Genomic DNA, 6,909 nt, shown 5'->3' with positions numbered 1-6,909 from the left:
TGGCTGGTGGTGTAATATGATGAATGTCCCTGTACAAAAGCGCGAAAAATTAACAGAATGTATGATGAAAGCACCAAACGAAATGAAGGGATATTTTAATATTCAATTTAAAAATAATAAAGTAGATTCGTTCTATACTGAAATGGCTATGTTTATATGTAAAAAAAGTACAACATTAAAAAGATAAATGTGTTGCAGTCTTTCTGAAGTACGATATACTTAGTACAGAGAAACTGAGAATTGAGGAATAGTTATAATGATTCGTGTACGCATTGAAGGTACTGAGGAAGAAATGCTTGAATTTATGGGGAAAATGTCGGACATTCCTGGATTTGAAAAGACATATATGAGAGAGCCGAGAAAAGGAAATAACCCGAAATACGATTCGAGTAAAAATGTACTAGCATATTTGTCTTATAAAAAGATTGAAGTCGCCAATAAATAGGCGGCTTTTTTAGTTTGCGCTGTTTCACCGCCTTGTCTTTTTCACATAATAATAATAGTAGATTATGCTGAAGAGGGGTGAGAATAGTTAATAAGAAAATCATCTTTTTTGGAGACTTTGGTATTGATGACGCCGTAGCGTTAATTTATGCAAATAAAACATGTAAATTAGATATTCTAGGTATTGTTGCAGAGTACGGGAATGTATCACGAGAAATCGTTACGGAAAATGTTTATTTTTTAGAAAGGTACTATGCTACACATGTGAAAATTATTGAAGGTGCGAGTAGGCCGATGACAGCTGAAGAACCTTTGTTTTTCCCTGAAATCCATGGGGATCACGGTTTAGGTCCTATTAATCCACCTGAGATGAGAATTTGTAAACGAGAAAATTTTTGTGAATTAATCAAATTAATCGAACCTTGTCCAGAAGATATTATAATTGTGGCGACAGGAAGACTAACGACGCTTGCTACGTTATTTTTATTGTATCCCAATATAATGGATCGTATTTGTTCGTATTATATAATGGGCGGTGCTTTCCTATTTCCAGGTAATGTTACACCAGTATCTGAAGCGAATTTTTATGGTGATCCAATTGCAGCAAATATTGTTATGAAATATGCGAAAAACGCTAGTATATACCCGTTAAATGTAACACAGGGCGCGCTTATTACGCCTGAAATGGCCAATATAATAGATAAACAAGGAACTGGACAGGCGAAACTCATTAAACCAATGATTGATTTTTATTATGAGAACTTCTATAAAAAAGAATATCCGGGTATTGGTGGAAGCCCTATACACGATTTACTACCGTTTGTCTCGTTTATAAATGATAGTATTTTTGAATATAAAAAATCGGCAGTGTGGATTAGTACGACAAATGATGTGACTAGGGGCCAAAGTGTAGCTGACTTTAGAAAAATAGCTGAACCAACAAGGTTTGATGGTCGGCCGATTCAAAGAATTGCTGTTGGTTTTAACTATCCTGCTTTTAAAGAAGAGTTTATGCGAACAATATTGAAGCCAGATTGTCCTTAATGTGTTAATAATAAGTCGGATAAATCGTTAGTCCGAAAAATGGTTTATCAGTCTGTATTATTCTCAAAAGTCTTATAGTTGAGCAGCATGAATAACTTATGAAAAATGTCACATAACTAATGGTAAGCAATTGTTTCTAATTATATTTTGATTGGTTAAATATAAAGGAGGTTATTATATGATTTGGTCTTTAATCGTTGGTGGTTTATTAGGATGGTTTGCAAGCTTAATTACTGGAAGGGATGTACCAGGTGGTGTAATTGGTAATATTATTGCTGGTATTATCGGTTCTTGGATTGGTACGAAATTACTTGGTAGTTTCGGTCCTGTAATAGGCGGATTTGCAATCATTCCTGCTTTAATTGGTGCGGTTATTTTGATTTTCATTGTGAGTTTTTTACTACGAGCAATGCGGAAATGAATGTAGCAGGACTGTTTACATTTGTAAGCAGTCCTTTTTATATGTTATGCTAGTATTATACAATCAGGAGGTGTCAGCATTGAAATCATTTACAGTAAATTTCCATCAAGAAGATAATGCAAAAGCGACAACAGTACATAAATTAAGTGAAGAGGACTTCAATAAAGCAACTGAAAAAGGTACTCGTCATTTATTTGATTTAGATACAAACGTTGGCTTCTTCGTATTCTTTGATGCAGAAGATGCAGAAGGAAATGATCAATACTTAATGTTACAATATGAAGGGGATCATGAAGAACCAACTGCGTGCTACGGATTTGATTTAAAACTATATTATCAATTTTTAGCGCTATACTTAAACGATCTTGAATTCCAAGGCGAAACAGATGAGGAAGAGGAAGAATACGGTCCAATTCATCATTTAGCGCACTTACTTTATCATATTGTTGAAGATGGTAAATCAATCGAAGTATAATATACATATTTGAAGCTGTCCTTTTGGGGCAGCTTTTTTATATGACATTGAATTGGTGTATTATTAGTTGAACCAATAAGGCTTTTACGGGCAGCCCTGCCCATCTAACTTCTTTGCTTCTGCTGAATTTTGAGGTGGAGATTTTACTGCCCGGCAAATAGCAGGATAAATTCATAATAGAAATTTATTTATTACTTTCATGTTAGCATCGTAAAACACCTGTTATAATGATTGTAATTAAATTCATGGAGGCTAATTCTATGCTTGTAGATGTAAAAGCTTTTATTAAAGCTGCAGGTTTAACATGTATTTCATCATTAAGTGGAGATAACACGTTTGTTTATAATTTTGAAACTGTAAAAAACACTATCGCTACACTTTTTAAGAAGCTAAGATTTACCATTTAATTTCATTTCAACCAGTAGGAAAAGAGTAATCACTTCCTACTGGTTTTTTTTCTGTTTGAAGGAGCTGTTGTGACAACATGTTTTAAGTGATAGATAGAGGATATTGTCATTGAGAAGAGAAGGGTTAAATAAGGAGATGAAAATGGTTTCGTTTATCAGGAGGTAGTTACTTCGGATATAACAGACTTGGTTACTTTTTAGAAACAGCTTTTGTAATATATTTTGTACAAGCTTTTTGAGAGAGTGAAGTACTGACTTTTTGGAACAAACATAATTTGAAAAGTAGTGTAATGGGTTGGTTAACGAAATAAATAAGATGCAATAGGGGGTAAAAATGATGAAAATATATTTAAAAATAGTTATGTTATTTTTGGTGTTTACATGTATGTTTGCGCTAGCCGCATGTAAAGAGACAGACGAAAAAAACGAAACAAATCCAACCTTGGAAAATAATAAAAATAAACAAAGTAATTCTTCAGAAGAACAGAAAAATCTTGAAACAAAACCAAGTAATGAAAAAACAACAAAACCATCAACTGAGCCAGATTCGAAAAATAGAACATTTAATCAAAAATCAATTAACCACGTTAAAGATTTGTTTGAATTAGCAAAAGAAGGAAAAGTACCTAATGTACCATTTGGAGCCCATACAGGGGATATTGAAGAAATAGAAAAAGCATGGGGGAAAGCGAATAAAACCGAACAAGCAGGGAACGGAATGTACGCAACTTTTACAAATAAAAATGTTGTTTTTGGATTTAATAAAGGGTCACAAGTTTTTGATGTACGCTCATATCATGCAGAACTAAAATCGATTACATTACAAGAAATTGAAAAAGCGTTAGGAAAACCATCTTCAGTTAAAGGGAATGGTGGAGACAAAATATATGTATACAAAGTAAATAACCAGTATGAGTTAAAATTTGTCATTCCAAAATCGACTGGTAATGTAGATCATATTTCCGTGTTTTCACCAGAGGATAGTATTAATAAAATGGCAGGATAAGAAATTAAGTGATTTCAAAAACACCTCGCTCTTTATGAAGTGAGGTGTTTTAGTTGTAAACAAGGAACGTCTCATTTCATATGCGAAATACTTCACTTTTGTTTTTTTGCATGCATCCAATAAGAAATGTTGATCTACTGAAAAAGTAGTAACTTATAAATTATGTGTAGGCTGGTTTGCGATTTTTTTTCGTTCCAAATTTTGAACAAATAACGCTTGTACAATACCTCCAACTAATAAGAAACTAGCGCAAATATAAAACAGCATACTTCCATTTAACTTACTTAATAAAACTGCACCAATAACTGGTCCACACGTTCGAGATATATCCCAGTGTATACCGTAAATTGAAAAATATAAACCACGTTTATCATGAGGTGCAATTTCTGAAACGAATCGTAATAAATGGTTTAGAGCAATACTTTCTCCAATGACTAAAAAGAGTAAGGTGAAGAATAACGACAATATCGTCGTTGAATAACTAAAGCCAACTGCAGCTATTGTATAGCAGGCGTAAGAAATAAGGATGATTTTCGCCATAGAAAATCGTTCAGACCATTTTACGAGGAAGATTTGTAGAATGATTTCCAAAATGGCTTTACATGTTGAAATAAATGCGAGTATGAATACGAGATTAAGAAATACATGTTCTGCGAAAATACGATAATTCGTCTCAGTTTGTGCATAAAAAAAGCTAATAGGAAGTGTAGAAAACATAAGACCGAATATGGCGTAATGTTTAAAAACAAATTGCTTTGGTGAACTTGCCTCAACTGTTTGTTTTGACATACTTATTGGTGGAACGGTTTCTGGGAGCTGGGTCCAAACAACAACGGCATATATCGTAAGGGTTACACTTTGCACGATAAATAAATATTCTGGGTGAGTATTATAAAAACTTGCACCGATTAAAGGGCCGACTACGGATCCAATTGCTCCCATCGTTTGTAGGAGAGCAAAAATTTCTGCTTGCTGCTCTTTTTTTGTTAAATCAGCAATTTGTGCACGTTGAGCCGGAATATATAAGGAACGGCCAATGCCATTAATGACATATAACAGTGCAAATATAAAAACGGATTGAGCGAAAACGAAACTACCGATTGCAACACTTTGTAGCAATAAGCCGAGTAACATAATCTTTTTCCGGCCATATTTATCAGTAATTCCTCCAGCAATAAGTGTAAATAAAATGTCTGAAAGTGGCTGTAATCCGAAAATCAGCATAGTTATTATTACATTGCCGTTTAACATTTTATTGACGTAAATAATCATAATGATAGCTAACATAGATTCAGTCGTTCTGGTTAATAATTCACCACACAGTCTAATAAAAATAGGTTTATTGTAACGAAGTAAGAGATAATTCAATATTAATTCCTCCTTTCTATATTGAAATGATAAGATGAAAGAAGAATTGGAAAAAGTGTAGAAACAATAGGGAGTATTTTTCACCTTTTAGGGGGATTATGATGTTTATTTTAGATCAATACATTGAACTATGGAGTGCTTATGGAAAAGGGGAAAAAGAGGGAGAACAATTGGAAGTAACAGTGCAAAATATATCTGAAACATTATTTTGTACAGAGCGTAATAGTAAATTAATTATAAAAAAATTAGATGAGTTAAATTGGATCAAGTGGTTTCCAGGTCGCGGCAGAGGAAATCGTTCTAAGTTAATATTTCAAAAGGACCCGATATCTTTAATTTTAGATAGAGGAAAAGAAATAACGAAAAAAGGGGATGTGAAAAGCGGGAGCATATTTGTGGAACGCTATAGCTCACATTTTCCATTAGTAAAGGAAGAATATCACTCCTGGGTGGATTCAATATTTGGTCATAAGATTGAAATGACATCTGAAGGGAGAAGAGATGTACTCCGGTTGCAAGTACAAATGAATTTAGATATCACATTAGATCCTGTATACGCTACAATGCGTTCAGAATGCCATATGGTAAAACATATATTCGATACACTCGTGTATGTAGACGGTAATACAAACATTATAGAGCCAAGACTTGCATTTCACTGGGAATATAATGATGCTGAAAAAATATGGACGTTTTATTTACGAAAAGGAGTTCACTTTCATAATGGAAAACAACTTACTGCACATGATGTTATATACTCATTGAATCGATTTATGAAGCTGGAAAATAATGCACACGCATGGATGTTACAACACGTTGAAAGTATTCGTTCAGTGGATGACTACGTTGTCGAAATTCAATTACATACGGAAAATCGAATGTTTTTACATATGCTAAGTGCAGAACAGTGTTCTATCGTGAATAAAGATGAAGCAGGAGAGCTAATTGGAACAGGGCCTTTTCAATTATATAAAAGTAATGAAAATTTGTTCATTTTAGAAGGTCATCCTTTATATTTTCGTGAAAGACCTTTTTTAGATCGTGTTGAGTTGTGGAATGTAGAACAAGATGTAAGTACATACGATGTTTTAGTAAAGGCGCAGTATAAAGATAAAGAAAAACATAATAAAGAATTGTCTCGGCTTGAGTCGAACGTGACATATATAACATGTAATCATACGAAAGAAGGACCAATGCAAGATGAGTTATTTCGGAAAGCATTATATAAAATCATTCATGGTTATACAATCGTTCAAGAACTCGGCGGAGAACGTGGAGAAGTGGCACAGAAACTAATATTAGCAGGTGAAAGCATTGTAGAGATTGAGGAAGATGTAGAAAGTTTAATTAAAAGGAGTACTTATCATAATGAAGTGCTACAACTCTACACATTTACAGGACGAGATCATGTTGAAGATGCACAATGGATACAAAAAGAGTGTGTGAAGTACGGGATTCGTGTAGAAAATAATTTTCTTGACATAGAAGAGCTATTGGAAGTAAGTACGATACAAAAGGCCGATATGATGCATGATAGTGCCACAATAAGTGAACGAATAGAAGATAGTCTATTATATATGTTTCTTACAAAAAATAGTTTTATTCATGGACAAAGCAGCATGGACTTTCATGAAAAGTTGTCTCCTTATTTTAAACAAGAAGAATTAGAGAAAAGAGTTACACTGTTACGCGATCTTGAGGATACTTTGTTACGTCAAATTCATATTATTCCTTTATATCGTAA

Annotated in this window: 8 protein-coding genes and 2 pseudogenes; 9 read left to right on the top strand and 1 reads right to left on the bottom strand. The window is 33.5% G+C overall.

Translation table 11 applies throughout. The features are described from left to right. The 8 genes and pseudogenes from DN403_RS12040 to DN403_RS12005 all read left to right on the top strand — a co-directional run. Positions 1-187, top strand: a pseudogene (locus tag DN403_RS12040) (class I SAM-dependent methyltransferase); the annotation flags it as partial. 69 nt (positions 188-256) lie between these two features. Continuing rightward, complete coding sequence (locus DN403_RS12035) at positions 257-445, top strand: DUF3970 family protein (RefSeq protein ID WP_086390601.1); 189 nt, start codon at positions 257-259, stop codon at positions 443-445. 77 nt (positions 446-522) lie between these two features. Further along, positions 523-1,488 carry a nucleoside hydrolase gene (locus DN403_RS12030; protein ID WP_001223689.1) on the top strand — a complete coding sequence of 322 codons (966 nt, stop codon included), beginning with the start codon at positions 523-525 and terminating at the stop codon, positions 1,486-1,488. Positions 1,489-1,666: 178 nt separating this feature from the next. Beyond that, positions 1,667-1,909, top strand: coding sequence for a GlsB/YeaQ/YmgE family stress response membrane protein (locus DN403_RS12025; protein WP_000638310.1), 243 nt, complete (start codon positions 1,667-1,669; stop codon positions 1,907-1,909). Positions 1,910-1,988: 79 nt separating this feature from the next. Beyond that, complete coding sequence (locus DN403_RS12020; RefSeq protein ID WP_000834883.1) at positions 1,989-2,384, top strand: hypothetical protein; 396 nt, start codon at positions 1,989-1,991, stop codon at positions 2,382-2,384. Positions 2,385-2,644: 260 nt separating this feature from the next. Further along, positions 2,645-2,791: a hypothetical protein gene (locus tag DN403_RS12015; RefSeq protein WP_000959552.1), complete on the top strand. Its 147-nt coding sequence runs from the start codon at positions 2,645-2,647 to the stop codon at positions 2,789-2,791. A 140-nt stretch (positions 2,792-2,931) separates the two neighbouring features. Continuing rightward, positions 2,932-3,102: pseudogene (locus DN403_RS12010) on the top strand (aminopeptidase); the annotation flags it as partial. Positions 3,103-3,125: 23 nt separating this feature from the next. After that, positions 3,126-3,797 (top strand): YjgB family protein, encoded by a 672-nt coding sequence (locus tag DN403_RS12005; protein ID WP_041487904.1) that lies wholly within the window; start codon positions 3,126-3,128, stop codon positions 3,795-3,797. A gap of 153 nt (positions 3,798-3,950) precedes the next feature. Here the strand turns inward: DN403_RS12005 and DN403_RS12000 are convergent, their stop codons facing one another. After that, positions 3,951-5,165: an MDR family MFS transporter gene (locus tag DN403_RS12000; protein ID WP_001108449.1), complete on the bottom strand. Its 1,215-nt coding sequence runs from the start codon at positions 5,163-5,165 to the stop codon at positions 3,951-3,953. Between the two features lie 101 nt (positions 5,166-5,266). On the opposite strand from DN403_RS12000, the gene DN403_RS11995 reads away from it, so the two are divergent. After that, a partial coding sequence (locus DN403_RS11995; protein WP_149185492.1) for an ABC transporter substrate-binding protein occupies positions 5,267-6,909 on the top strand: 1,643 nt, incomplete at its 3' end.

This window comes from Bacillus sp. AY2-1, from assembly GCF_008368965.1.
GTDB lineage: Bacteria > Bacillota > Bacilli > Bacillales > Bacillaceae_G > Bacillus_A > Bacillus_A thuringiensis_S.
Note: the sequence above shows the minus strand (reverse complement) of the source record. Positions and strands in the feature narration are given on the sequence as shown.

Coding starts and splice junctions, on each gene's coding strand:
- DN403_RS12035 (WP_086390601.1), top strand. CDS start 257: ATGATTCGTGTACGCATTGAAGGTACTGAGGAAGAAATGCTTGAATTT.
- DN403_RS12025 (WP_000638310.1), top strand. CDS start 1,667: ATGATTTGGTCTTTAATCGTTGGTGGTTTATTAGGATGGTTTGCAAGC.
- DN403_RS12015 (WP_000959552.1), top strand. CDS start 2,645: ATGCTTGTAGATGTAAAAGCTTTTATTAAAGCTGCAGGTTTAACATGT.
- DN403_RS12005 (WP_041487904.1), top strand. CDS start 3,126: ATGATGAAAATATATTTAAAAATAGTTATGTTATTTTTGGTGTTTACA.